At 47.1% G+C, this 25,217-nt stretch carries 22 protein-coding genes; 19 read left to right on the top strand and 3 right to left on the bottom strand.

Going from position 1 to position 25,217, the window contains the following annotated elements; genetic code table 11:
- Positions 1 to 172 precede the first annotated feature (172 nt).
- Positions 173 to 1,549: an amino acid permease gene (locus PLA01S_RS11855; protein WP_127592408.1), complete on the top strand. Its 1,377-nt coding sequence runs from the start codon at positions 173 to 175 to the stop codon at positions 1,547 to 1,549.
- Here PLA01S_RS11855 and PLA01S_RS11850 read toward each other — a convergent pair.
- The gene (locus PLA01S_RS11850) at positions 1,546 to 2,181 is read right to left on the bottom strand and encodes a LysE family transporter (RefSeq protein WP_100537954.1); all 636 of its coding nucleotides are present in this window, start codon (positions 2,179 to 2,181) and stop codon (positions 1,546 to 1,548) included. The two genes, PLA01S_RS11855 and PLA01S_RS11850, sit on opposite strands and share 4 nt — an antisense overlap.
- A 244-nt stretch (positions 2,182 to 2,425) precedes the next feature.
- Between PLA01S_RS11850 and PLA01S_RS11845 the strand changes: the two genes are divergently transcribed.
- The 4 genes from PLA01S_RS11845 to odhB all read left to right on the top strand — a co-directional run bounded on the left by PLA01S_RS11845 (position 2,426) and on the right by odhB (position 8,333).
- Positions 2,426 to 2,929 carry a metallophosphoesterase family protein gene (locus PLA01S_RS11845; protein WP_127592407.1) on the top strand — a complete coding sequence of 168 codons (504 nt, stop codon included), beginning with the start codon at positions 2,426 to 2,428 and terminating at the stop codon, positions 2,927 to 2,929.
- 122 nt (positions 2,930 to 3,051) lie between these two features.
- The gene (locus PLA01S_RS11840) at positions 3,052 to 3,954 is read left to right on the top strand and encodes a DUF72 domain-containing protein (protein WP_246059452.1); all 903 of its coding nucleotides are present in this window, start codon (positions 3,052 to 3,054) and stop codon (positions 3,952 to 3,954) included.
- A 222-nt stretch (positions 3,955 to 4,176) separates the two neighbouring features.
- The gene (locus PLA01S_RS11835; RefSeq protein ID WP_127592405.1) at positions 4,177 to 7,053 is read left to right on the top strand and encodes a 2-oxoglutarate dehydrogenase E1 component; all 2,877 of its coding nucleotides are present in this window, start codon (positions 4,177 to 4,179) and stop codon (positions 7,051 to 7,053) included.
- Positions 7,054 to 7,058: 5 nt separating this feature from the next.
- Positions 7,059 to 8,333: a 2-oxoglutarate dehydrogenase complex dihydrolipoyllysine-residue succinyltransferase gene (odhB, locus tag PLA01S_RS11830; protein WP_127592404.1), complete on the top strand. Its 1,275-nt coding sequence runs from the start codon at positions 7,059 to 7,061 to the stop codon at positions 8,331 to 8,333.
- 75 nt (positions 8,334 to 8,408) lie between these two features.
- On the opposite strand, the gene PLA01S_RS31945 is transcribed toward odhB, so the two are convergent.
- Positions 8,409 to 8,576 (bottom strand): hypothetical protein, encoded by a 168-nt coding sequence (locus PLA01S_RS31945; RefSeq protein ID WP_164817409.1) that lies wholly within the window; start codon positions 8,574 to 8,576, stop codon positions 8,409 to 8,411.
- Positions 8,577 to 8,749: 173 nt separating this feature from the next.
- On the opposite strand from PLA01S_RS31945, the gene PLA01S_RS11825 reads away from it, so the two are divergent.
- The 3 genes from PLA01S_RS11825 to PLA01S_RS11815 all read left to right on the top strand — a co-directional run bounded on the left by PLA01S_RS11825 (position 8,750) and on the right by PLA01S_RS11815 (position 11,199).
- The gene (locus PLA01S_RS11825; RefSeq protein WP_127592403.1) at positions 8,750 to 9,832 is read left to right on the top strand and encodes a lactonase family protein; all 1,083 of its coding nucleotides are present in this window, start codon (positions 8,750 to 8,752) and stop codon (positions 9,830 to 9,832) included.
- A 235-nt stretch (positions 9,833 to 10,067) separates the two neighbouring features.
- A complete protein-coding gene (locus tag PLA01S_RS11820) occupies positions 10,068 to 10,859 on the top strand; it encodes an SDR family oxidoreductase (RefSeq protein ID WP_127592402.1) in 792 nt (263 codons plus the stop codon).
- Positions 10,860 to 10,944: 85 nt separating this feature from the next.
- Positions 10,945 to 11,199 carry a YuzB family protein gene (locus PLA01S_RS11815; protein ID WP_009590675.1) on the top strand — a complete coding sequence of 85 codons (255 nt, stop codon included), beginning with the start codon at positions 10,945 to 10,947 and terminating at the stop codon, positions 11,197 to 11,199.
- 101 nt (positions 11,200 to 11,300) lie between these two features.
- Here the strand turns inward: PLA01S_RS11815 and trhO are convergent, their stop codons facing one another.
- Positions 11,301 to 12,206, bottom strand: coding sequence for an oxygen-dependent tRNA uridine(34) hydroxylase TrhO (gene trhO, locus PLA01S_RS11810; RefSeq protein WP_127592401.1), 906 nt, complete (start codon positions 12,204 to 12,206; stop codon positions 11,301 to 11,303).
- A 201-nt stretch (positions 12,207 to 12,407) separates the two neighbouring features.
- On the opposite strand from trhO, the gene PLA01S_RS11805 reads away from it, so the two are divergent.
- The 11 genes from PLA01S_RS11805 to PLA01S_RS31940 all read left to right on the top strand — a co-directional run bounded on the left by PLA01S_RS11805 (position 12,408) and on the right by PLA01S_RS31940 (position 25,043).
- Positions 12,408 to 13,046, top strand: coding sequence for an SGNH/GDSL hydrolase family protein (locus PLA01S_RS11805; RefSeq protein WP_076322084.1), 639 nt, complete (start codon positions 12,408 to 12,410; stop codon positions 13,044 to 13,046).
- Between the two features lie 281 nt (positions 13,047 to 13,327).
- The gene (locus PLA01S_RS11800) at positions 13,328 to 14,368 is read left to right on the top strand and encodes an ABC transporter substrate-binding protein (protein ID WP_127592400.1); all 1,041 of its coding nucleotides are present in this window, start codon (positions 13,328 to 13,330) and stop codon (positions 14,366 to 14,368) included.
- A 61-nt stretch (positions 14,369 to 14,429) separates the two neighbouring features.
- Positions 14,430 to 15,350 (top strand): ABC transporter permease, encoded by a 921-nt coding sequence (locus PLA01S_RS11795; protein ID WP_127592399.1) that lies wholly within the window; start codon positions 14,430 to 14,432, stop codon positions 15,348 to 15,350.
- Complete coding sequence (locus PLA01S_RS11790) at positions 15,350 to 16,144, top strand: ABC transporter ATP-binding protein (protein ID WP_127592398.1); 795 nt, start codon at positions 15,350 to 15,352, stop codon at positions 16,142 to 16,144. The genes PLA01S_RS11795 and PLA01S_RS11790 overlap by 1 nt, the downstream gene beginning before the upstream one ends.
- A gap of 321 nt (positions 16,145 to 16,465) precedes the next feature.
- Positions 16,466 to 17,149, top strand: coding sequence for a response regulator transcription factor (locus PLA01S_RS11785; RefSeq protein ID WP_127592541.1), 684 nt, complete (start codon positions 16,466 to 16,468; stop codon positions 17,147 to 17,149).
- The gene (locus PLA01S_RS11780; protein ID WP_127592397.1) at positions 17,150 to 18,151 is read left to right on the top strand and encodes a sensor histidine kinase; all 1,002 of its coding nucleotides are present in this window, start codon (positions 17,150 to 17,152) and stop codon (positions 18,149 to 18,151) included.
- A gap of 94 nt (positions 18,152 to 18,245) precedes the next feature.
- Complete coding sequence (locus PLA01S_RS11775) at positions 18,246 to 18,929, top strand: ABC transporter ATP-binding protein (protein WP_127592396.1); 684 nt, start codon at positions 18,246 to 18,248, stop codon at positions 18,927 to 18,929.
- Entirely contained in the window at positions 18,926 to 21,517 is a 2,592-nt protein-coding gene (locus PLA01S_RS11770) for an ABC transporter permease (protein WP_127592395.1), read from the top strand. Before PLA01S_RS11775 ends, PLA01S_RS11770 begins: the two co-directional genes overlap by 4 nt.
- A 119-nt stretch (positions 21,518 to 21,636) precedes the next feature.
- Positions 21,637 to 23,031 (top strand): VanZ family protein, encoded by a 1,395-nt coding sequence (locus tag PLA01S_RS11765; protein ID WP_246059463.1) that lies wholly within the window; start codon positions 21,637 to 21,639, stop codon positions 23,029 to 23,031.
- Positions 23,032 to 23,327: 296 nt separating this feature from the next.
- Positions 23,328 to 24,716, top strand: a complete 1,389-nt coding sequence (locus PLA01S_RS11760) for a helix-turn-helix domain-containing protein (RefSeq protein ID WP_127592393.1) — start codon at positions 23,328 to 23,330, stop codon at positions 24,714 to 24,716.
- A gap of 183 nt (positions 24,717 to 24,899) precedes the next feature.
- Complete coding sequence (locus tag PLA01S_RS31940) at positions 24,900 to 25,043, top strand: hypothetical protein (RefSeq protein WP_164817408.1); 144 nt, start codon at positions 24,900 to 24,902, stop codon at positions 25,041 to 25,043.
- Positions 25,044 to 25,217: the final 174 nt, after the last annotated feature.

Below are 25,217 nucleotides of genomic sequence, written 5' to 3'. Positions count from 1 at the left end.
AAAATATGCGAGAACACCCAGCCACAGGCTGGATATGAGCTTAATTCCATGGCTTCTCTTTTGCCAAAAGGCATTTTTAGGTTGGGATCCGCGGTACATAAATCACGGAGGTTCCCTTCATAATAAGGAAAGTTTTGAACGAACCCATAACAATAATCTGGAGGACTGAACCGTGAACAAAGGGGCGAAGACGGAGGCAGGGAACTTGAGATGGTGGCAGCTATCGCTGCTGGGGGTTGCATCAACGATCGGCACAGGCTATTTTCTTGGATCCGCATTAGGGATCAGGCTTGGAGGACCGGCTTTTCTTCTTTCGATTATATTGGCGGCGACAGCCACCTTCTTCGTGTTTGATGTGCTGTCACGAATGACGGCCGACGACCCGCAGAAGGGCTCTTTCCGGACCTATGCCAAAAAAGCCTATGGCCGATGGGCAGGCTTCTCTACAGGGTGGATGTACTGGTGTTCCGAAGTGTTGATTATGGGGAGCCAGATGACGGCGCTTGCGATATTCTCGCGTTTTTGGTTTCCAGGCGTTCCGATGTGGATATTTGCGTCAGGTTTTGCCGTATTGGGACTGTTTGTCATATGGATCGGGAACAAAGGCTTCGACCGGCTGGAGAATGTATTGGCTGTGATTAAGGTCGCCGCGATTGTCATGTTTCTCGTTATTGCTGCTGCCACCTTGATGGGGTGGTTAAAAGGAGGGACGAAGCCGCACGTTCCAGGCAGCTTCAATGCCTTTTTTCCGGCAGGTGGCATGGGCATGTGGTCGTCTCTGATTTTTGCATTTTATGCCTTTGGCGGAATTGAAGTCATGGGGGTCATGGCGATTCGCTTGAAGAATCCGAAGGAAGCGCCCAAAGCGGGTAGAGTGATGATTCTGCTGCTATCCATCGTATACGTACTTTCGATTGGCATGGCGGTGATTATGGTGGCCTGGAACCAATTCTCCACGACGAAAAGTCCCTTTGTTGTGGCGCTAAGCTCTTACCAGCTTCCTTTTATCCCGCATATATTTAATGCTGTATTGATTATAGCCGGTTTCTCAACCATGGTGGCTTCGCTGTATGCTGTGACCACAATGCTCGTTACGTTATCCGAAGATAAGGACGCTCCCAAGCTTTTTTCCAGGAAAAAGTTTAAAAGGGATACGCCCATATACGCACTATCCCTTACAGCTATCGGATTGATTGTATCCATTGTGTTGTCTCTGCTCATGCCAGGCAAGATTTATGAGTATCTGACCACGGGTGCAGGACTGATGCTGCTGTATAACTGGTTCTTCATCCTCATATCGGCAGGCCGACTCATAGAGCTTACGGTTTGGGGAAAGATCAAAAGATACATCGGGATGCTTTTGATCGCGGCAGCCGTCAGTGGAACCGCACTGCACCCTACGAGTCGCCCGGGGCTCTGGATCAGTCTTGGGTTTATCCTCGTAATCGGTCTGGTTGTCCTATGCATGCGCTCCGTGTGGAAGAAATCCGGCCAAGGCCACGCCAGGGAGGCGGACAAGCCCAAGCTTCGTCCCAAACCGGCCCGTTAGAATATGAGCGGATATAGCAGGGCGAGAGCCCGAATTCCAAAATAGACGCCAAAGATGATCAACGAGATTCCGGAAAGAATGGAGACCAGGGAGAGCGCTCTATTGCTCAAATATCGGCGGAATACACTGCCGAGCGCAGCCATGAACAAATCCCATATCACAACCCCGGCGATGACGGCCACGCTGTAGAGAAACAGATTGGCGGATCCGTCGTCCGCTGCGGTTTTTACGAGAATGGAGCCGTAGATGCCCAGCCAGAACAGGATCGTCATCGGATTGGACACGGACATGAGAAACCCGGAGAGCATGCTTTTCCACAACGAATCTTCATTGCTGTCTTGACTGATCGTCACTTTATTGGCATTCAGGATGCTTTCCAGCCCGGAATAGATAAGAACAAAAGCGCCGAACAGCCACAGGAAGGTCTGCATGAACGGTGTATTCAGAAAGTGAACAACGCCCAGGTAGACCAGGATCATATAAAGGATGTCCGCCAGGACCGCACCGATTCCGAACAGCCATGCATGCCAAAAACCTTTCTTGATCCCCTTGTCGAGCTGCGCTGCATTGACCGGGCCTACGGGGGCTGATAGAGAAAGTCCCAGAATCATGTAGCTAATAAAAATACTCATTGACTTCCACCTCTCGTCATGAACATGGATAAGAAAGCTTGTACCTTCATGCTCGTACATTGTATTCAGCACCAGGACAAACTAAAACTTATGGTTGGAAATTTTTTTCTGTCCGCAACAGACCAACAAACCGCGCAGTTCACCTGCGCGGTTTTATTTGAATTCGTTTATTTGGTAGGATATAGATTAGTGACAGAAAGCAGATATCCCAGCATTTCATATCATGAAGAAGGGGTCAATCAAGATGAGTCATCCATTTCGGATTACGGTATTGTCAGACACCCATTTGCCAAGAAAAGCGAAAGAGCTTCCAGCCTCGCTGCTTGAAGATGCAAGACATTCGGATCTTATTCTTCATGCTGGAGACTGGTCCAATTGGGAGCTCTATGAACAGCTTAGTCAATATGCTCCGGTGGAAGGAGTAGCCGGAAACGTTGACGACGAGCGGATCATAGAACGGTTAGGTTACAAGAAGCTGGTCGAAATCGAAGGCAAACGCATCGGTATTGTGCATGGGCACGGACAAGGAGGAACAACCCCCTCCCGCGCAAGGAAAGCTTTTGCGGACACGGAGGTGGATTGTATCTTGTTCGGTCACTCCCATATCCCGTTTAAAGAACATGTACAAGGGGTGCTGCTCTTCAATCCCGGTTCCGCCACGGATAAAAGGCGCCAGCCCCGGTACTCCTATGGAAGGATTCTCATCCTGAACGGAATGCTGGAGGCGCATCATATTTTTTACGATTAGAAGTAAACGTTTAAAAGGCGTTGGTAAAATCAGTAAGGGGTTGCCTGCTTTTGAAAGATCCCGTATGAGGTTAATTAATAGAAGTCCCCGATATGGTAAATCATGTGGATGAGAGGATTGTTATGTTAAAGGAAGAAAAGCATAAACATGTGATTCAGGTGGGGCTGTCCGGATGGGGAGATCATGACAAGCTGTATGATGAAGGGGCGAGGCCTTCGGACAGGCTGGAAATGTACAGCCGACATTTTCCCATCGTGGAGATGGACAATTCGTTCTATGCCATACCTTCACCGGAACAAATGAATAAGTGGGCAGCTGCCGTCCCAGACCACTTTGGTTTTATTGTTAAAGCTTATCAAGGCATGACAGGTCATGCACGCGGCCAGGGCAAGGACAGATACCCGAGCGTCAAAACGATGTTTGATCATTTGCTCACATCAGTCGAGGAATTGCGGGCTGCGGGTAAATTAAGAACCGTTCTTTTTCAATACCCGCCATGGTTCGGTTGTGAACGCAAACATGTGGACATTCTGAAGCGTACGCGGGAGTGGATGAAGGATGTTCCGATAGCCCTGGAATTTCGGCATCAGAGCTGGTATGCGCGGGAGTTTCGGGAGAAGACGCTTGAGTTTATGCGAAGCGAGGGCTGGATTCACAGCATAGCCGACGAGCCGCAAGCAGGCATTGGATCCGTACCGGTCGTGCTTGAGACATCGGGTACAGAGGCTGTGATGATCCGGATGCATGGACGTAACGCCGAAGGGTGGCATTCCAGCGGTCAGCCCAACTGGCGTGAGGTGCGCTATTTATACCGTTACAGTTTAGAGGAATTGGAGCAGTGGAAGGTATGGATAGAGCAATTGCTTGAGAAGTCAAAGCAGTGCTGGATTATATTCAATAACAATTCGGGAGGCGATGCTTCCGACAACGCCAAACAGCTTCTCCAGCTGCTGGGGATGGATACCGGACCCGAACCGCTGCGGCAGATGGACTGGCTGGAAGTGGATATTTTTTCAGATAAATGACTTTAATTGGAATCCCGTACAGGGAATTGGGAGGGTCACGGACAAATCGTCAAAAAATTGACGCAAATTCATCTGTTTCTGAGATCATTATTATATATAAAGGGTATTTTCGGTATTGAGGCCAAGTGTATTATAATGTAATTGTAAGAAAACGTTTATTTAATGTAAAATATGAAATTCCGTCCTTGAGCAATCAAAATAATCTGACGGAGGGAGTCAGCGATGAAGACCCTTGACAGAATGACAGAGGGACCTTGGCAGAAATATCACGGTCCGAACTTGGGGTACATTCAAGATCAGTATGAGAAGTTTTTGCAAGACCCGCAATCTGTGGAGCCAGGATACCGTGAGCTGTTCGCCAGCTGGGGACCGCCTCCATCTTTGGAAAACAATGAAAAGAAAGCGGATTCGCAGGGACAAGGTGTTAGCTACGACCCGCAATTACTGAAAAAAGGGGTAGCTGCCGGCAAACTGGTATGGAACATTAGAACCTACGGTCATCTGGCCGCCGACATTGATCCGATTGGAATTGGAAACGAAGCTGACACGCGTCTGCTTCAACCAGAAAGCTACCAACTCAGCCAAGCGGATTTGGCAGCCCTGCCTGCAGAGATCGTCTGGGAGGAGGCTCCTAGCGATATCAAGAATGGCTTAGAGGCAATCCAGCGGCTGTTACAACTATATACAGGCTCCATTGCCTATGAATTTAGCCACGTTCATGATGAAGAAGAACGCAAATGGCTCAACGAGCAGGCTGAATCGGGACGTTATTTGTCCGGCATGAGCGTAGACGAGCGCAAAGGGCTTTTGAAGAAGCTGCTTGAGGCCGAGCAATTCGAGGAATTCCTGCACCGCACGTTCGTAGGTGCGAAGCGCTTCTCGGTTGAGGGCAACGAAGCACTCGTGCCGCTGCTTGACGAGATCGTTCGCCAAATGGCCGAAGTGGATGTTAACTCCATCCTCGTGGGGATGGCACACCGTGGTCGCTTGAACGTCCTGGCTCATGTGCTGGGCAAGGATTACAGTAAAATTTTCTCGGAGTTCATGCACTCTCCGAATAAACATCTCGTTCCATCCGAAGGCTCCATGGGCATTAACTACGGCTGGACAGGGGACGTGAAGTATCATTTGGGTGCGGACCGTTATCTGAAGAAGGATGAAGCACGGCAGGTTCGCATTACGCTCGCGAACAACCCGAGTCACCTGGAATATGTCAATCCGGTGGTAGAGGGCTTTGCTCGTGCTGCTCAGGAGGATCGCAGTGAAGCGGGATATCCGAAGCAGGATGTAAACAAAGCGCTTAGCATTCAGATACATGGTGATTCCGCGTTCCCTGGGGAAGGGATCGTGCCGGAAACCTTGAACTTTAATAAACTGCCGGCGTTCCGTACGGGCGGATCGATTCACATTATCGTGAATAACCGTATCGGATTCACGACGGAAGGCAGAGATTCCAGATCGACTCATTATGCGAGTGATTTGGCGAAAGGATATGAGATTCCGATTATCCACGTGAATGCGGATGATCCGGAAGCATGTATCGCGGTTGCTCGTCTTGCGAGCGATTATCGCAACAAGTTCAAGAAGAGCATTCTGATCGATCTTGTGGGCTACCGGAAATATGGCCACAACGAAACCGATGATCCGGAAACAACCCAACCGCTGATCTATCAGAAGGTGAAGAATCATCCAACCGTCAGCACCATTTATATGAAGAAGCTGGTGGATGGAAACATTCTGACCCAAGAACAAGTGGACGGTCTGAAGAATAGCGTCCTGGAGGTCCTCAAGAATTCTTACGAGAGCGTGAAGTTGAAGGATCCTGTTGATCAGATCCTGCTTGGATTGAACGCTACGGACGGTAAATCCAAGACCGAAGCAGCTACGAATGTATCTGCAGAAGTGCTGCGCGGGATTAATCGCGAGCTCCTGCAGTGGCCGGAAGGCTTTACGGTATATCCGAAGCTTCAACGTATCCTCGAGCGCCGCAGCAACTCGCTCGACGAAGGCGAGAAGGTGGACTGGGGCCATGCCGAAACGCTGGCATTCGCTACGATTCTTGCAGACGGCAAGCCGATCCGGATTACGGGACAGGATGCTGAACGTGCAACATTTGCCCATCGTAACCTCGTGCTTCATGATGCGGTTAATGGGGAGACCTTCTGCCCGCTGCACCGGTTGCCGCAAGCCAAGGCTTCGTTCGCGATCCATAACAGCCCGTTAACCGAAGCAGCCGTTGTTGGATTTGAATATGGCTACAATGTGTACTCTCCTGAGACCTTGGTTATCTGGGAAGCGCAGTATGGCGATTTCGTTAACTGTGCCCAAGTCATCATTGACCAGTTCATCACAGCCGGCCGCTCGAAATGGAGACAGAAGTCCAGCTTGGTTATGCTGCTTCCTCATGGGTATGAAGGGAATGGTCCTGAGCACTCCAGTGCAAGATTGGAACGCTTCCTCCAGCTGAGTGGAGAAGACAACTGGACGGTTGCGAATCTGACTTCCGCTGCCCAGTATTTCCATCTGCTGCGCAAACAGGCTTCATTGACCGAAACGGAAGATGCCAAACCGCTGGTGATTATGGCTCCGAAGAGCTTGATTCGTAATCCGCGCGTGGCATCGCCTGTGAACGCGTTCAGTGAGGGCGGTTTCCAGAAAGTGATGGAACAGCCGGGTCTTGGCCAATCACCGAAGAAGGTGGAACGCCTGGTGCTGTGCTCGGGGAAAGTTGCGATCGATTTGGAGGATGCACTGGATAAACAGAAGGATCAGGATCAGTCCTGGATTCATATTCTTCGTGTGGAACAGCTGTATCCGTTCCCTAAAGAAGAAATTTCCCGTGTATTGCAGAAGTATCCGAACCTGAAAGAGATTCTGTGGGTTCAGGAAGAACCTCAGAACATGGGCAGCTGGAGCTTCATGGAACCAAGAATTCGTGAAATTGCACCTAAAGGCACAGAGGTCCGTTACAGCGGACGTCCTGAGCGTTCGAGCCCTGCTAGCGGCTATCAGGATGTTCATGCTTATGAGCAACAGACCATCATTTCTTTTGCCCTTAATCGTAAAACTATAAATCAAGAGATCTCATTGGGGAGGTAGCGGCTGTGAGCGAAATTACTGTACCAGCTATGGGCGAATCCATCACCGAAGGAACGATATTCAAATGGCACGTTAAAGAAGGGGATAGCGTTAACATCGGTGATGTGCTGCTCGAGTTAGAAACGGATAAGGTTAATCTTGAAATTAGCGCAGAGTCAGAAGGCGTTGTGGAAAAAATCCTTCGTCAAGAAGGGGAGAATGTAACGATCGGTGAAGTGATCGGTCAAATTTCTCCGCAGGAAGGCGTTGCAAGCGCACCGGCATCGAAGGCAGCTGAAGCTCCTGCATCCGCGCAAACGGCGGCTGCTCCGGCACCGGCGGCAGAAGCGCCGAAGCCGCAAGCTCCGGTACCGGCTCAGAACGAGGAAGGAGCGGGTCTGACTGCATCGCCATCCGCACGCAAACTGGCTCGTGAACGCGGGATTGATCTAGACCAGGTACAGGGCCGCGACCCGATCGGTCGGATTTACCATGATGATGTGAAGAATCATAATGAAGCCAAGCAGCCTGCAGCACCAAGCAAGCCAGCAGCTTCCACGGCTGCACCGGCAGCACAAGCTCCGGCCGCTGAGTATGGAAAGCCGGTAGAACGCACACGCATGTCCCGCCGTCGTCAAACGATTGCGAATCGTTTGGTCGAAGCGCAGCATACGGCTGCCATGCTGACGACCTTCAATGAAGTGGATATGACAGCAATCCTGGATGTGCGCAAGCGTCGTAAGCAAGCTTTCCAGGAGAAGCATGACGTAGGCCTCGGGTTCATGTCCTTCTTCACCAAAGCGGTTGTAGGTGCGTTGAAGAGGTTCCCGCACCTTAATGCCGAGATCGATGGCGATGATATTGTTGTGAAGAAATTCTATGATATCGGTATTGCGGTATCCGCGAAAGAAGGACTTGTTGTTCCGGTCGTTCGCGATGCTGATCGTCTTGGCTTCGCCGAGATTGAGAAGGAAATCGGCAATCTTGCTGCGAAGGCTCGCAATAATGCGCTGTCCTTGTCTGAGCTGCAAGGCGGTACATTTACGATCACGAATGGCGGCGTCTTCGGTTCGCTGTTGTCTACGCCGATCCTGAATACGCCTCAGGTGGGTATCCTCGGCATGCACAAAATCCAGCTTCGTCCGGTAGCCATTGATGCAGAGCGTATGGAGAATCGTCCTATGATGTATATCGCACTGTCCTATGATCATCGGATCGTTGATGGTTCCGAAGCGGTTCGCTTCCTGGTAACGGTTAAAGAGCTTCTTGAAGATCCAGAGTCGCTGCTGTTGGAAGGTTAATCATCTCAGCTTTGCGACATATTCATAATAAGAAGGCCGCATGGACATTACCATGCGGCCTTCTTATATAAGCGATTAAGATTTTGATTTATTGTTATCGTTTGGATCGGGGAGATCCCGAGGGTTCCAATTCTCAGCCTGAGGCTCCACATCCTGATGTTTCTTCACCTTGTCCCTTTGCTCCTGAGAGTCATTCTCCGTATGCTGCTGATTGCGTACTTCCTCGCTGTTCGGTTGTTTCATGGGAATACCTCCTTCAGTCGATATAGTACATACATACCCGGTATGACAAAATACAAACAGGCATCAGACATCAAGTCATTTGATTTTCATTGGGGTTGAAGTTAACATGGTATCTGATAGTCCATTACATAAAACATGAAAATTATAGATAAATGAGGGGAGAGATAGGCATTATGGCGAATCCATCACAACGTACGCTGCTGTTTACAGGTGCGTATGCGGAAAACAACCAAAGCGGAGTATGCGTATATGAATTTAACGGGGATAGCGGCGAACTGAAGCTGCTTGATGAGGTATCCGGCATTAAGAATCCGACCTTTCTGAACGTAGACCCGGAAGCCAGACGTTTATATGCCATTGGCGAAATTACAGAGGAAGGCGGAAAGACTGGCGAGGTCATCAGCTTTGAGATCGACCCTATTGCCGGCAAGCTGACCGAACGGAACCGGGTTCGCAGTGTGAGCAGCTCTACTTGCCATATCCAGCGAGATGAAGCGAGCAAGCATTTGATTGTTTCGAGTTATCATGGAGGTTTGGTAGGCCTTCATGCAATCGGTACGGATGGACAAGCCGGTGAACTTCTGGATGAGAAGAAACACGCGGATCTCGTTTCTGTACGGGAAGATCAGCAATCCAGAGCGCATTCGGCGTTTTACAGTCCGGATGGTAGATTCGTGTTCGTACAGGACTTGGGACTGGATAAAATTCTCGCTTACACGGTAAGTGAGAATACCCAAGAATTGAGCTTTCATGGCGAAACCCAGCTGGAAGCAGGCCTAGGCCCCCGTCATTTAGCGTTCCATCCAAGCGGTGCATACGCTTATGTCATCAACGAGTTGAATTCCAGTGTCACGGTGCTTCGCTACATCCCGAACGAGGGGCGTTTAGAAATACTGGAAACGATATCGACACTGCCTGCGGATTTTGACGGGGAGAGTTACTGCGCCGAGATTGCCGTGTCTGCGGACGGCAAAACGGTATACGGGTCTAACCGCGGACATGACAGCATTGTTGTATTCTCCGTGCATGAAGATACCGGTCGCTTAAGTCCGGTTCAATATATTTCGACAGAAGGCGGACACCCGCGTCATTTTGCGCTGATGCCTGGGGGCAAGTTCCTGGTTGTCGCCAATAGAGACGGGAATAATCTTGTATTGTTTGATGTGAATCCGGAAGACGGCAAGCTTGCCTTTACGGGATATACAGTCTCGCAATCCAAACCGGTGTGTGTAAAACCGGCGGTATTCCAGCTTTAGGATTGGAAATGCTAGTCATCGAAAGCGAATGATTTCAGAAATCGTTCCCACGGACTCTTGGTATGTTTACCATGATAAGCCGGGGAACGATTTCTTTTTATGGACTGGACATTTTTGGGCAGAGAGAAGATTGATTACGTACATGCATCAAAGGCAGCTCAAGGCAGCCAAGATTCAGACACGGACTCGTTGGGTTATCTATAATCAGGAAAACTTAAACGAGGAGGTTGTGGCAATGTCAACAAAACAACGTTTGGATGGTAAAGTAGCCATCGTAACCGGTGCTGGTTCCGGAATCGGCCAGGCCGCAGCCCTTCTTTTGGCGGAGCAAGGAGCTAAACTGCTGTTGATCGATATTGATCGTGAGCGCGTAGAGAAGGTTAAGCAAACGATTGAACAAGGCGGGGGCGAAGCGCTGACCGGCAACTGTGATATTTCCAAGGCGGAATCGCTAAAGGATTGCTTCAGCCAAGCTGCCGAGAAGTGGGGAAAGATGGATATCGTGTTTGCCAACGCCGGCATCAATGGGACCAAGGCTCCAATCGAGATCATGGAGCTTGATGAATGGGATGCTACGATCAATACCAATCTAAGAGGAACGTTTGCCACGGTAAAATACGCCATTCCCTATTTGAAGGAGCATGGAGGCAGCATCATCATTACCAGCTCCATCAACGGTAACCGGGTGTTTACCGGCTTTGGTTTCTCCGCATACAGCACCACGAAGGCCGGACAGGTTGCTTTCATGAAGATGGCGGCTCTGGAGCTCGCACGTTATAAAATTCGGGTAAATGCCATTTGTCCCGGCGCGATTTCAACCAACATTGATGAGAGCACCATCGAGAAGCCAGAGCTCGACGAGGTGACGATCCCGATTGAATATCCGGAAGGTGACCAGCCGTTGGCGGACGGGCCGGGACAGCCATCACAGGTTGCCCAGCTTGTAGCATTTCTTGCATCGGATGATGCTTCCCATATTACCGGCACTGAAATTTATATCGACGGAGCGGAATCCCTCATTCATTAACCTTCAACAAAGACCGATTTGACAAAACCAGGCGTTTTCCTCATAATGAATGAACGTATTGTCAAATTGAATAGTGGTGATGAAGATGGGGATGGGGATTGTCGTTGTGGAAATATGCGACAGCAACTTGATGAGTGCTTTGGAGCTTGAGCATCTTGAGGAATTGTATCCCGAAATCGCTGTCCTGCGGGCGGATTGCATGAATCTTTGCGGTCTGTGCAAGCTGCGGCCATATGCATTGGTGAATGGTAAACGTGTATTCGCGGCAACGACGGAAGAATGCGTCGAGAAGATCAAAGCTGCTATCGAAGCTGAATTGGCTGTTTTCCATGATATTTAATACGTCTGAATGCAGACGAGATCGTATAGTAAAAGGGCAAGGTGCGAGTGAATCGCACCTTGCCCTTTCGTTTGGTTTAACTATTTATGGCTGGGTTTCGCTCAGGAAGCATTGTGGCTTGCAGCAACAATCTCTTCACACTCCGCAGAGCAGCAGCCATGATGAAGCTCCTCACACTCTTCGCAGCATACATGCTGCAGGTGGCAAGCGTCATTATCGCAGTTGATATACCGGTCTTCCGGCTTCCCACAATGGTGGCATTTACCAACGATGATATCTTCGTCCGTTTGATTGATCGGTACGGCAATACGCTCATCAAATACATAACATTTCCCGTCGAACAGACGGCCTTGTACTTCAGGGTCTTTACCGTAGGTGACAATGCCGCCCTCAAGCTGGGCAACGTCTTTGAAGCCTTCCTTCAGCATGAAGCCGGTCAGCTTCTCGCAGCGAATGCCCCCTGTGCAGTAAGTCAGGATGGTTTTATCCTTGTGCTCGCTCAGGTTCTCGCGAATCCACTCCGGAAACTCTCGGAAGGATTGAACCGCTGGACGTATCGCATTGCGGAAGTGGCCGATATCGTATTCGTAGTCATTCCGTCCGTCGATGACGATCACATCATCACGCTGCAAGTATTCATAGAATTCTTGAGGCGACAAACGGGTTCCGCTGATCTCGTTAGGGTCGAGCTCATCCTCCACCCGGAAGGTAACGAGTTCTTCGCGGTGACGGACAAACATCTTCTTGAATGCATGCCCTTCGGAAGGGTCAATCTTAAACACCATGTCCGCAAATAGCGGGTTGGCGTGCATATCCTGCATATATTGCTCAGTCTGTTTAATCGTACCGGATACCGTACCATTGATGCCTTCGGAGGCAACCAGGATACGTCCTTTGAGTCCAAGATCTTTGCAGTATTGCAGATGCTCGTCTTTAAACGCTTCAGGGTCCGGGATTTGAACAAATTTATAATAGAGAAGGATCTGATAGTTCTGTTGCTCTGACATGATTTAATCACCTGTTCTTTTATATATTCAGCCATACGTGTACCTATAGAATTGTAGTGAATTCACTCCACATAGTCAACTTAAATGTATAGAAAGTTTGCCATGATATGTGAATTTAAGGGGTTTCACGATTGCAGGAAAGCGGTTATGATGAAGGGGTGAGCTTGAGAACACTTTCAATTATTGGAGGCGTTGAACAGCATGGTACATATCGAGCAAAATGCACTCGTATTGTTTCAAGGCGACAGTATTACCGATTGCGGGCGAAATTACGAGGAGTCGGACAGTTTGGGGCATGGATATGCGCTGATGGCTGCTGCCCGGCTTGGTATGGAGCTGCCTTTGAAAAGGCTGCGTTTTGTAAACCGCGGAATCAGCGGTAACCGGGTTGTCGATCTGCGGGGGCGCTGGGAGGAAGATTGCATTGACCTGGATCCGACATGGGTATCCATTCTTGTCGGTATTAATGAGACCGGCAGGAAGTATAACCGTGGTGAAGCAACGTCCGTGGAAGCCTACTATGAAGGGTATCGTGAGCTGCTTATCCAAACCCGCGAGTTAACCGGCGCGAATTTTATTCTCATGGAGCCGTTCTTGCTGCCTGTTACGGAAGCGAAGAAGGAATGGCGGGAGGATCTGGATCCCAAAATTCAGGCCGTTCGCGAATTATCGCGAGAATTTGAGACGTTGTACGTTCCGCTCGACGGCATTTTTGCTGCAGCCAGCTCCAAGATCGAGATGAGTTATTGGGCATCTGACGGAGTTCATCCTTCCCCGGCAGGTCATGCGCTCATGGCAGAAGCGTGGCTAGCGACGATGCAGGGCCGGTCCATTTTGTAGACGCTCCGGATTTTTTCTACTATATAAATCATATTTCGTTTAGCTGACATCCCCGGAAGCGTGTAACGTCCGGGGATGTTCTTTATGTAAACCATTACATGCTTTATAAAATCTTGATTGACGAAAACAATTGGGTACATATAAAATGTTCATAATAGACCGTTGTTCAATAGGAACGACTTATTTTTTGACTTTAATGCTTTCGTCTATGAAAGCGGGGAAGCGTTGTCGCTTTATGTAGAAAATTATTGAAGCGGTTAATTAAAGAGAGGGGATTCATAATGAAGAGAAAAATGTGGTTATCATTTACACTCTCCGCACTGCTGGTTACAGCGGTAGGATGCGGGGACAAGCCGGAAGGCGGCGGTACGACTCAAACGGGAAGCGGCGGAGAAGCGGAGAAGAAATCCTATAGCATCGCTATTTCGCAGATCGTAGAGCATCCATCCTTGGATGCAACGCGGGAAGGCATTCTGGCGGCTTTAAAGGAAGCCGGAATTTCCGAGGAAGACAATACGCTGAAAATCGATTACAACAATGCCCAAGGCGATCCAGCGAACAACTTGTCGATCGGCCAGAAGCTGAAGGATACGAAGTCGGATCTGGTGGTCGCAATCGCAACCCCGTCCGCGCAGGCGGTGGCTGAGAACGTGAAGGAAAGGCCGGTATTGTTCGCAGCGGTGACGGATCCGATTGACGCGAAGCTTGTGAGCGACTTGCAGAAGCCGGGTGGCAACGTCACCGGGGCATCGGATACGAATCCGGAGGCAGCTAAACAGCTGATGGATTTCATCAGTACCAACTTCCCGGACGTGAAGAAGATTGGCCTAGTCATTAATGAAGGGGAAGCCAATGCAGTGGTTATGGCAAAGACGGCTGAAGAGGCGCTTGCCGAGCATGGCATCGAGCTGGTTAAGGCAGCTGTCACAAACACATCGGAAGTGAAACAGGCCGCGGAGTCGTTAGTCGGTAAGGTAGATGCTTACTATATCACGTTGGATAATGTCGTGGTCAGCGGCGTTGACGCGATTATCCAGACGGCACAAAAGAATAAAATTCCGTTCTTCTCCAGCGACCGCGATACGGTGGAGAAGGGGGCTTTTGCAACCGTCGGATTTAAGTACTACGACCACGGATATCAGGTTGGACAGATGGCGGTAGAGATCCTGAAAAACGGCAAAAATCCGGCGGACATGGAAGTGACGAAGCCGGATAAGCTGGATCTGATCTTGAACACGAAGGTTGCGGCTGACTATGGTATTGAAGTGACCGACGCCATGAAACAGGAAGTCAAAGACCCGGACAACAACATCATCGAGTAACTGTAAGGCGCGGAGATAACAGCCCGCGCCTTACTTCTTAATCCTTAAGGAGGTCAATGACATGCTGGATTTCGTGATGAGGCTGGATGGCCCGATTGAATTGGGGCTGCTGTATGCGCTGATGGCACTCGGCGTATATATTACGTTCCGAATTTTGGATTTTCCGGATTTAACAGTGGATGGAAGTTTTACGACAGGCGCAGCGATTGCAGCGATTCTGATTACCAACGGTGTGAATCCATGGCTTGCTACGTTGGCAGCATTTGCCGGAGGCATGTTAGCGGGGATTTGCACAGGCCTGCTGCATACCAAGGGCAAGATCAACGGTTTGCTGTCAGGCATTATTATGATGATTGCCCTGTATTCGATCAATATGAGGATTATGGGTAAGCCAAATATTTCGTTGAGCCAGGAAGCGAATATCTTTGGATCCATTGATCCGATCTATATTATGTTGGTGATTGTGATCATCGGGAAGCTGCTGCTGGATGCATTCTTCCGCACGGATCTTGGTCTTGCGCTGCGTGCGACAGGGGATAACAAGCGGATGATCCGCAGCTTTGGTGCGAATACGGACACCACAACCATTCTGGGGCTCAGCATTTCAAACGGCCTGGTGGCCTTATCTGGCGCAGTTGTCGCCCAGCAATCCAGTTTTGCCGACATTAGCTCCGGTATCGGGATGATTGTTATCGGTTTAGCATCCGTAATTATTGGCGAAGCCGTGCTTGGGACCGGTTCGGTATTCCGGACGACGCTGGCTGTGGTCAGCGGTTCGATTATTTATCGGATTGTCGTTGCCGCTGCGTATGAGATTCCATGGCTGGAAGCTTCGGATTTGAAATTGATCACCGCGATCATCGTCATTATTGCCCTAGTGGTTCCGACCATCAACCGGGCGATGAAACAGCGTTCACAGGCACGGAGGCGCTCAACCGAATTGTTGGCTACGCAAGGGAAGACCAAAGGAGGTGCGCTCTGATGCTGGAAATGAACCGTGTGTCCAAGCTGTTTAATCCGGGAACGGTGGATGAGAAGATCGCTTTGATGGATGTTAATCTTCACTTGAAGCCGGGGGATTTCGTAACGGTTATCGGAAGTAATGGCGCAGGTAAATCCACGCTGATGAATATTATTTCCGGGGTAATGAAGCCGGATGCAGGCGAAGTGCGCATTGACGGCACTTCGATCGGCCATCTGCCGGAATTCCGTCGCAGCCGCTGGATTGGCCGGGTATTTCAGGATCCGATGGCGGGCACTGCGCCGCATATGACCATTGAAGAGAATCTCGCGATGGCTCATCGTCGCGGTCAGTCCCGTGGGCTCAGCATTGGCGTTACAGCCTCCAAGCGGGCGGGCTTCCGCAAGCATTTAGCGCGTCTCGGCATTGGACTTGAGGATCGGCTCCGGGCCAAAGTGGGGATGCTATCCGGAGGGGAGCGTCAAGCACTTAGTTTGCTGATGGCGACCTTCACGCAGCCGCAAATCCTGCTGCTGGATGAACATACGGCAGCGCTTGATCCGGCGCGTGCGGAGCTGATCACCCGGATTACCGATGACATCGTACGCGACATGAAGCTGACCACGCTCATGGTCACGCATAATATGGAGCAAGCCATCCGTCTTGGCAATCGCCTCATTATGATGGATAAGGGGCGCATCATTCTGGATGTGGACGAAGAGCGCAAGAAATCGCTGACGGTGGAGCAGCTGCTCGGGGAATTCGAGCAGATTAGCGGCCATAAGCTGTCGGATGATCGTCTGGTTCTTGGGTAAGGATCTTCCGTTGAGACGGGAAACATTTTAATGAATATAACGCTAAGCCTTCAATCTTGACAGGCTTAGCGTTTTTTTATACGCTAATTTTTTCCTGGCCAGTAAACTATGGAGGTCGGTTAATAATATGACTGGTTTCAGTTCCATCGCTTTTTGCATGGATTCCTGCTAACGTGTTAATGTTGGGTGAGCCACATCTTTTATCGGATAAAGATCAAGAGTGTGCTTTGAAAATACCTGACGACCGCTAATCTTAAACTAGCGGACATTTGAATGTAGGAGGCTTATTCTTCCATGGTCGTTCATAAAGATGATCTGCAAATGAAAATATTATTAGTGGAAGATGATAAAACGATCGCGTCCGGTCTGGAATATTCGCTGCAGCAAGATCGCTTTTCTACCGTTCTTTGCTATGATGTCGTTTCTGCAAAAAAAGTGCTCACTGAAGATATAGATCAATTTGCTTTATGCTTATTTGATTTATCGCTACCGGATGGAAGCGGTTATGAATTGTGCCAAATGGTAAAAGAACGACAAGATATTCCGGTCATCTTTTTAACGGCGATCGACGATGAGGTCAATGTCGTGATGGGGCTTGACATGGGAGCCGATGATTATATTACAAAGCCTTTTCGTATTCGCGAGCTTCTCTCGCGGATCAAGTCCGTCTTGCGGAGATACCATAAGCCGTCCCAGGCCCAAGCTATCATTAGCATTGATCATGTTCGCATGAATACGCTGGAAGGAAAAGTATATAAAAACGGCGCCGAAATTTCATTGACCGCTTTGGAGTATCGCTTATTGTTGATCTTTGGCAACCATATTGGACAAGTTCTCTCAAGAAATCAGCTTTTGGAGCAGATTTGGGACGTGGCAGGCGACTTCGTGAACGACAATACGCTAACGGTATATATCAAAAGGCTAAGGGAAAAGCTGGAGGATGATCCGCAGCATCCCACGATGATCAAAACGGTACGCGGTTTAGGATATAAGGTTGGTGATTAGATGCTGCGTAATCGAGAGATTCAAATTTTATTGTTGATCATGGGTTCAATCAGTTTAACGGGGGGCGTTGCCGCTGCTTTCATTTCGTCTGCTGCTGCGGCGCTCGTTTTCATCATGTCTATTTTACTTATGGGAAGCAGTCTATTATTCACGAGATGGAGATACCGCGAACTTGAAAAGCTGTCCGTCTATTTGCGTGAAATTAGCAGCGGCAATTATTCGCTTGACGCTCGTGATAATCAAGAAGGCGAGCTTAGCATATTAAAGAATGATATTTATAAAGTGACGCTCATGCTATCAGAGCAGCGATCGCTTTTGCAGCGAGACAAAACGGGGCTAACGGATGCCATTTCCGATATCTCTCATCAGCTTAAAACGCCGCTTACCTCCATGACGGTGATGGCGGATTTGTTAAGCAAACCCGACCTGCCTCCAGCGAAAAGAACGAAGTTCACACGGAATATCGGTATTCAGCTTGAACGAATCGATTGGCTTGTTTCTTCCTTATTAAAGCTATCGAAAATCGAAGAAAAGACAATCCAGTTCAAAAAAGATCAGGTATTCGTTAATGAGCTTATACAAAAGGCATTAGAACCGGTGTTGATTCCGATGGAAATCAAGGACCAAGCGGTTTCCATCAAGGGCGATGACAGCGTCTCTTTTGTCGGTGATTTCAAATGGACGGCCGAAGCGATTATCAATATTTTGAAAAATGGCGTCGAGCACACGCATGAAGGCGGACTCATAGCCATTTCTTTTTCCGAAAATGCGTTATTTACGGAAATTATCATTGCTGATAACGGAAAAGGAATTCCAAAAGAAGATTTACCGTATATATTTAAACGTTTTTATAAAGGGAAAAATGCGAGCGAGGGGAGCATCGGCATCGGACTAGCGATGGCTTACAGCATCATTGCGAGTCAGAACGGAGTGATCGATGTGACAAGCAGCAGCGACAAGGGTACACAGTTTCGAATGAAGTTTTATAAACAAGTGATTTAACCGTATGTGACTAAATAGTCATCTTCGCAGTCACTTGAAAGTCATTTTGGACAGGTAAAATGATATCCATCAGCAAAGAGATGGAGGGTTTACATTGGAAATTTTAAAGATAGATCATCTGTCTAAAATATACGGTAAAGGCGAATCGGCGGTAAAGGCGCTTGACGATGTATCCTTTTCGGTCCGAAAAGGTGAATTTGTCGCGATCATCGGCCCGTCCGGATCGGGGAAATCCACACTTCTGCATATGCTGGGCGGTGTGGATCGGCCGACGAGCGGCAAAGTCCTCGTAGAGGATACGGACATGTATAACTTGGATGAAACGCAGCTGGCCATCTTCAGGCGCAGACAAATCGGCCTGATCTACCAGTTTTTTAATCTGATTCCCGTCCTGACAGTGGAAGAGAATATTACGCTGCCGCTCCTGCTTGATGACCAAAAGGTAGACAAAAAGCAGTTGGACGGTCTCGTGAAGACTTTGAATCTGCAACATCGCTTAAACCATCTGCCTAATCAATTATCAGGGGGACAGCAGCAAAGGGTGTCGATCGGCAGAGCGCTCATTAGTAATCCTGCCATTATGCTGGCGGACGAGCCGACCGGGAATCTGGACAGCAAGAATAGCAGCGAGATCATCGACTTATTACAAATGTTGAATAAAACCTATCACCAGACATTGATCGTGATCACGCATGACGAACGAATCGCTTTGCAAGCTGACAGAGTCATTTCGATTGAAGACGGAAGGATTGCCAAAGACGAGGTGATTCGCCCTTGAATATTGTCAATAAACTCACCGTCAGACATTTGAGGCAAAACAAGAGAAGAACGCTTGTAACCATCATAGGTGTCATGTTGTCAGTTGCCATGGTGACGGCTGTTGCAACGCTTGGTTTTTCTTACTTGGATTTAATGAAAAGGCAAACCATCGCGGATGAAGGGGAATGGCATGTCCTATATCAAGATGTAAACAAGGAACAGCTTGCAGCGATAAAAAACGATGAGGCAACCAAGACCCTTGCGATCACAAACGATCTTGGCTATGCCCCTTTAGAAGGGGGACAAAATCCAAATAAGCCGTATTTGTTCATCAAGGCGTATGATGCTCAAGGTTTAGCGCAATTTCCGATTGAATTGAGCAAGGGGCGTCTGCCGCAAACCGACAAGGAAGTTGTGATTTCTGAAGCCGCTGCGACAAACGCCAAGGTGAACTACGAACTCGGGGATCGTCTCACTCTCCGCGTCGGCGAACGATTCGAGGCAGGGAATGATCAACCGCTGGGTCAAACCGAATCGCTGCGTTTCGTAGATAACAAAAAGAACGAAACGCTGCATAATACAATGACAAGGGATTACACGGTCGTAGGCTTTATCAAACCTCCCGTATGGGAACCGGCGTGGGCCCCTGGGTATACGGCCATTAGCTATGTCGATGAAAACATCATCGGGGCAAATGATCGAGTCCATGCGGCGGTCGTCTTACAAAAAGTTAATCAATCCTTGTTCGCTCATGCAGAAAATTTGGCAGAGAACAACCATATCGAAACGGTCCAATATCATCACGATTTGCTTCATTATTATGGCGTCTCCAAAAGCGAAGCCTCGTACAGCACGATGTTCTCCTTATCGGTGATCCTGATGGCGGTCATTATGATCGGCTCGGTTTCGCTGATCTATAATGCTTTTGCAATTTCCGTCTCGGAACGTTCCCGCCATTTAGGGATGCTTGCAAGCGTGGGGGCTACGAAAAGGCAGAAGAGAAATTCGGTGTTTTTTGAGGGAGTCATTATTGGCTTAATCAGCATTCCCATTGGGATCTTATGCGGTCTTGCCGGGATCGGCATTACCTTTCAATTCATTAATGTTATCATTCAAGGGGCTTTAGGCATTACTGAAAGGCTAACGGTAATCGTCACGCCGTTATCGCTTTTGATTGCCTGCGCTGTTTCCATGTTGACGATTTTCATTTCGACGTATCTCCCGGCCGTCAAAGCATCCCGGATTTCCGCCATGGATGCGATTCGTCAAACAACCGATGTGAAGCTTACGGGCAAAAGCGTGGAAACGTCAAAATGGATTCGAAAGCTCTTCGGAATCGAAGCGGAGATCGGATTGAAAAACTTAAAAAGGAACAAGCGGAGATACCATGCCACCGTATTTTCGCTCGTGATCAGCATCGTTCTCTTTTTAACGGTATCATTTTTTACCGGTAATCTGAAACAATCCTTGGCCATGTCGCAGGAAGGCGTCAACTATGATATAGAACTATCTTACGGCAATGAAAAAAGAATAGACGATCGGTTGGTTCAGTCCATTGCATCCCTTTCGGATGTATCGGAATACAGCGTGATTCATGAGTTGTATAGGAACGCTTGGATCGAAGAAGCGTCCATCGCCGATGAATTGCAGGAGGCGGTCAAGAAGGATAAGAGCATCCTGAAGGACGGAAAATATCCTTACGATATTAAAATCAATGCATTAAACGATTCGAACCTGCAAGCCTATGCCAAAGCAGTCGGCGCAGATTACGAGCTACTGACGGATCCGGATCGTCCCGCCGCAATTGTGATCGATACCATCGATTATAAAGATATGGATACGGGAAAATACGTCCAAACGAAGGCTATTCATGCGAATGTCGGGCAAAGTCTCGATTTGACAACGATCCATGAGGAAATGGAACAAGAGACGGATGTAAGTAAAGTGTACATTGCGGCGTTGACGGATCAATCTCCGATGGGGATGAACTCAATCGGAACAGGCGGGTTAAATATCGTTGTCTCGGAACGAGTCATGAATCAACTGGCAGACGATAAGAGCGGGGAGTTCGTTCAAACCTTTCTCAATCTGAAAAGTGCGGACCCGCTGAAAACGCAGCAGGAAATCGAAGAAATGAAAGAGCCTAATCTGTATGTGTACAATTTGTACCAATCCAGAAAACAGGAAGAACAGATGATACTATTGATGTCCGTCTTTTCTTATGGCTTTATCGTATTAATTTCCGTGATTTCTATTGCGAATATTTTTAATACGATCTCAACGAGCATCGCTCTTCGAAAGCGGGAATTTGCGATGCTGAAATCCGTTGGAATGACGCCAAAAGGCTTTGCGAAAATGATGAACTACGAAAGTGTTTTTTATGGGGCCAAATCGCTGCTGTTCGGGCTTCCTATCAGCTTCATTGTGATGTATTTGATCTATATGGCATTTACGAACAAGTTTAGCTACGGATTCGTCCTTCCCTGGATGAGTATTCTGTCAGTCATTGCCGCCGTATTTGTCATTGTCGGTTCTGCCATGCTATATTCCAGCGCGAAAGTTAAAAAGGAAAACATTATCGACGCGTTAAAGCAGGAGAGTATATAAAAGTGACCGACTCTGACTTGAAGCTGCAAGGAAAGACAGTGTAACCATCATTAGAATAAAGTCATAAGGGGGATCTCGTCTTGGGGATCGATGAAATCTACATTAATCTGCGTTTTTTAATGCTGCCGGTCATATTAATTATCGGGATCGAATTCGTTCTAATCGGGCTATATTATTACCTTTATTATAGAAAACAACAATCAGAGGGAAAGCCTCGGATTCATATGAAAAAGCTTTTTCTCGGTGCCTTGTTCATCGGATATGTTGTTTTTGTGCTCGAGCTGACCATGCTCGGGCGCGGCCATTCCCATTTCTTGCAGATGAATCTCCATCCATTCAGCGATTATATCGAAGCGTGGAATAAGTATTCCTTACGTGATCTTCAGAACGGCATATTTAATATCATCATGTTTATCCCGATGGGAATATTGCTGCCCTTCATCAGCCGGAAATTTAAAGCATTTAAGTGGCTTCTTCTAGTCGTTGTAAGTTCTACGCTCTTTATTGAAACCTATCAGACGCTGTCAGGTGCAGGACTGTTTGAGCTTGCTGATATCATGAACAACACGCTTGGTGGTATTTTTGGATATCAGTTATACAGACTTGCTGCTTCCATTGTTCATAACAAAAGAGTAAGAATGAAAAGCCTGCTGGGAAACCTGGCGATCCCTTTATTGATGGGTTTGTTATTTGTCGGCATGAATATCGTCTACTTCCAGCAGGAGTTCGGAAACCTGGCCATAAACTCGTTTACCAAATGGAATATGAAAGATGTTCATGTAACAACATCCCTTCAGCTAAGCTCGGCACCTGCAGTGGCCCCCGTCTACAAGAAAATCACTCAGCCGGATGGAGTAGAAGCCCTGCTGCAGCAGAAGTTAGGATTATCTGAGTTGAAGGTTAAGGAACGGGATGGCGATCGTGAGGTTCTATTGGAAGATAAATCAGGAACACCATATACATTCTATCAATCCCAAGAGGGAAACTGGTCGTTAACCGAGAACAATGATACACCGGAGCGAACTTCATTCAATGACCAAAAACTACTATCACAGAAGGCCAAAACCATAATGGCCGATCTTGGCCTACTCCCTCAAGACGCTGATTGTACAGCATTGGAGGGCGGAGAATTTCAATGGTCCCTCCCGGATAAAGCGGGGGTACACGAAAATTATTGGACTGGCGAACTGTTACTCGGTCTTAAACAAGATGGCAGTATCTACTCGATAAATAATGGGCTTCAAGAGAATCAATTTATGAAGGAAGTGGATATACTGTCTCCTGCAGAGGTATATGAGCGTATAAAGAATGGTGAATTTCCTCAAATCAAAAGAAATGCAATATTAAAGCCGGATCAACTCGTTATTAAAAAAGGTGACCGACTTGATATAACAGGGATTGAGCTATCATTCATATATGACACAAAGAACTTCTATCAGCCTGTATACAGAGTACACGGTGTATTTAATGGGGATACGAATTGGTTCACCTTAATTCAGGCAAGAAGGAGCTAGGAGAGTATATCGTAGGTAATCGGCCCTGACATGATTGAAGTCGGGGCCGTTATTGTTGTCCAACTTTCAAAGCGCTTCCGAAAATTTCGGAGCGCTTTTTCTCATCGTAGTCATCAATTTGACGATATATAAATTATAAAGAAAAGTGTTGAATTTGGCATTTTTAAATTATATTGGATATTTTTTGTAAAAAAATGACGTAAATAAGTATTGACCACTGGAATATTAATCAAGTATGATTGCTGTATAGAGAAATATACTAATATTTGGGTTCGATCTAAGAGGGTGGTGTTAGATTGGAAAGGACAGCCACGATTCGCGAACAAATGGAAGAGTTTCTACATAAGAACGAAATGACGATTAATCGATTTGCTGAGATATCGGGTGTCAATAGCGGCACGCTCAGCAATATTCTGAATGGGAACCGCCCGATTTCCATGCAGCAGTTAGACCGGATTACGTTAGGTATGGGTCTGGAAGAGGGTTATTTTTACGAGCTGTACATAGATGAATGCATTTTCCATGCTACGCCGGATTGGCGTCGTCTGGGTCCGTATCTTCACCGATGCGCTGAGCTGGGGAAGCTGGATTGTCTGGACAAGGCTGTCCGGATGACGATGGATAATATCTCTTATTCACCCTTACTCTTTGAAACGGCAGAGTTTTTTTTCAAAGAGGGAAAGCATGAAGCGGCAGTTTTGCTCTACAAAAGCGTGGCTGAGAGTGAACGATTTCAACATTCAGAGCGGTTGGCTCTGTGTCAGTATCGGTTGTTTACGCTTGGGTTAGGTGATGATCAGGAGGCTAACTCAAGGGCTGCAGTATACTTTGAACCTTATATTGATAGATTAGATGAAGTTTATCAATTGGATGCGCTAAAAGAGCTTATTAACTTAAACGTATCGTTAAATAGGTGGAACAAAGTTGATGAGTTAGCTGATAAAATGGGAAGAATAGCCTCAATTCAGTATCAATACGAAGTAGGTAGGCTTGGACAAGAAGTAAGAGGGAAGAAACCGGTCGTTTTCTATAAGTTATATTCATACTTAGTAAAAGCCACTGTGTGTTATGAACGTGGAGCATTTGATTTAGCATTGAAATACGTTTCAATGTACTCCGAACCTGAATGGCTTAAAGAGGAGTCAAATGAAGAAGAACTTCGTATAATTAATCAGTTTAATGAGTGGGCTGAGGCAAACAGATACCTCTATAAACTAATGGCTGGAAATGACGGGGCACTATCTGAGTATGTAAAATATATTGCTGATAAGGAGGACGAAATTTTTCTTGCAATTTGTAATATTATGATTGCTGCGAATAGATATCAACTACAAGTCGATCATATTCTGGATAGATTTAAGGGATATATTGAATTAAAAGAGCAACGGAATCATATAGGTGAAATTATTCAACAAATTACAGCTGATCGATATACGAGGTTGTTAGCAGAATTGGGAATATATTATTTGAATTTAAAGCAATTTAATAAAGGATTACAACTTATTCTAGATAGCTTGGAAAAGTCCATAGCAATAAACAGTGATAATGGAATGTTAAGATGTATGGGATTGTTTGAACAATTCCGTGAATTTTCTACAATAGACTTGCAACAAAAATATAGAAAATTAGTATATAAAGTACAAAAGCTGAATGAGAAAAAAATAGGTATTTCTCTTAAGTATTAAATAAATGAATTTCTTCAAGTCTAATATTTTTGTTTTCATAACATAGCATAATCATCTTGGAAAGCCTGATAGATTCTATTACAATTATACAAGGCACAATGCGAGAATATTTGCGCAGTTTCGCCGTATTTCACTAAATTGGGTAAAGAAGCGATAAATCAAATAGTGAGGTGTAATAAATTGATGAAAAGAAGACTGGCTTCTCTATTAATCGTCTGTAGTATTATTTTAACGATTGCAACTCCAAGTTTAACTGTAAATGCTGAAAGTAATAGTCCTCAAGATATGATGAGGCCTCTTAGTAATCATGGAATAGGAACAGGTTAATTCTTTTACGTTGTTAAGTATCTTGAAAATTTTATACAAGATGATCTTAATGTGATGGCTTCGGGTGTTCTGAAGCCATTTTTTATTTACGTCTTGGTTATATACAACTGTGCTGGGGCTAGGTCCAGAGATTTTTTATATTAATGGTTGACCCTAGTACTACAAAATAATAGC

The organism is Paenibacillus lautus NBRC 15380 (assembly GCF_004000945.1).
GTDB classification, from domain to species: Bacteria; Bacillota; Bacilli; order Paenibacillales; family Paenibacillaceae; genus Paenibacillus_AQ; species Paenibacillus_AQ lautus.
Note: the sequence above shows the minus strand (reverse complement) of the source record. Positions and strands in the feature narration are given on the sequence as shown.

What these genes read in the sequence shown, in the direction of transcription:
- PLA01S_RS11850 (WP_100537954.1), bottom strand. Translation starts at nt 2,181, where the DNA reads ATGAGTATTTTTATTAGCTACATGATTCTGGGACTTTCTCTATCAGCC.
- PLA01S_RS11845 (WP_127592407.1), top strand. Translation starts at nt 2,426, where the DNA reads ATGAGTCATCCATTTCGGATTACGGTATTGTCAGACACCCATTTGCCA.
- PLA01S_RS11840 (WP_246059452.1), top strand. Translation starts at nt 3,052, where the DNA reads ATGTTAAAGGAAGAAAAGCATAAACATGTGATTCAGGTGGGGCTGTCC.
- PLA01S_RS11835 (WP_127592405.1), top strand. Translation starts at nt 4,177, where the DNA reads ATGAAGACCCTTGACAGAATGACAGAGGGACCTTGGCAGAAATATCAC.
- PLA01S_RS31945 (WP_164817409.1), bottom strand. Translation starts at nt 8,576, where the DNA reads ATGAAACAACCGAACAGCGAGGAAGTACGCAATCAGCAGCATACGGAG.
- PLA01S_RS11825 (WP_127592403.1), top strand. Translation starts at nt 8,750, where the DNA reads ATGGCGAATCCATCACAACGTACGCTGCTGTTTACAGGTGCGTATGCG.
- PLA01S_RS11820 (WP_127592402.1), top strand. Translation starts at nt 10,068, where the DNA reads ATGTCAACAAAACAACGTTTGGATGGTAAAGTAGCCATCGTAACCGGT.
- PLA01S_RS11815 (WP_009590675.1), top strand. Translation starts at nt 10,945, where the DNA reads ATGGGGATGGGGATTGTCGTTGTGGAAATATGCGACAGCAACTTGATG.
- trhO (WP_127592401.1), bottom strand. Translation starts at nt 12,206, where the DNA reads ATGTCAGAGCAACAGAACTATCAGATCCTTCTCTATTATAAATTTGTT.
- PLA01S_RS11805 (WP_076322084.1), top strand. Translation starts at nt 12,408, where the DNA reads ATGGTACATATCGAGCAAAATGCACTCGTATTGTTTCAAGGCGACAGT.
- PLA01S_RS11800 (WP_127592400.1), top strand. Translation starts at nt 13,328, where the DNA reads ATGAAGAGAAAAATGTGGTTATCATTTACACTCTCCGCACTGCTGGTT.
- PLA01S_RS11795 (WP_127592399.1), top strand. Translation starts at nt 14,430, where the DNA reads ATGCTGGATTTCGTGATGAGGCTGGATGGCCCGATTGAATTGGGGCTG.
- PLA01S_RS11790 (WP_127592398.1), top strand. Translation starts at nt 15,350, where the DNA reads ATGCTGGAAATGAACCGTGTGTCCAAGCTGTTTAATCCGGGAACGGTG.
- PLA01S_RS11785 (WP_127592541.1), top strand. Translation starts at nt 16,466, where the DNA reads ATGAAAATATTATTAGTGGAAGATGATAAAACGATCGCGTCCGGTCTG.
- PLA01S_RS11780 (WP_127592397.1), top strand. Translation starts at nt 17,150, where the DNA reads ATGCTGCGTAATCGAGAGATTCAAATTTTATTGTTGATCATGGGTTCA.
- PLA01S_RS11765 (WP_246059463.1), top strand. Translation starts at nt 21,637, where the DNA reads ATGCTGCCGGTCATATTAATTATCGGGATCGAATTCGTTCTAATCGGG.
- PLA01S_RS31940 (WP_164817408.1), top strand. Translation starts at nt 24,900, where the DNA reads ATGAAAAGAAGACTGGCTTCTCTATTAATCGTCTGTAGTATTATTTTA.